The sequence below is a fragment of the Nocardioides sp. genome (genome assembly GCF_024509035.1).
Classification (GTDB): domain Bacteria; phylum Actinomycetota; class Actinomycetes; order Propionibacteriales; family Nocardioidaceae; genus Nocardioides.
Genome location: NZ_JANINT010000347.1, coordinates 933 through 1,256, shown reverse-complemented (window position 1 = coordinate 1,256; position 324 = coordinate 933). Strand labels below are relative to the sequence as shown.

The 324-nt window shown below is 74.7% G+C and carries 1 pseudogene; it reads left to right on the top strand.

The window, feature by feature from the left end:
• Positions 1–324 (top strand): annotated as a pseudogene (locus tag Q0L15_RS21035) (hypothetical protein); the annotation flags it as partial.

Genomic DNA, 324 nt, shown 5'->3' with positions numbered 1-324 from the left:
GCACGCCCGGATCACCGTCCACACCGAGGCGGCCCTCGCTCGCCCCGGGGTGCTCATGGTCGCCACCGGCCGCAGTCTCGCCGAGCACGTGGGGCCGATTCCCAACGCCATGGACCCCGCGCCCACGGGCGGGCAGGCGATCGAGCTCCGCGTCCTGCCGGTCGACAAGGTCGTCTACGTCGGGCAGCCGCTGGCGGCCGTCGTCGCCGAGACCCTGCAGGACGCCCTGGAAGCGGCCGCCCTGGTGGAGGTCGCGTACGAGCCGCTGCCGCACGTGCTCGAGGCCGAGGACGCGCTGGCCGACGACGCGCCCCTGTTGTACGA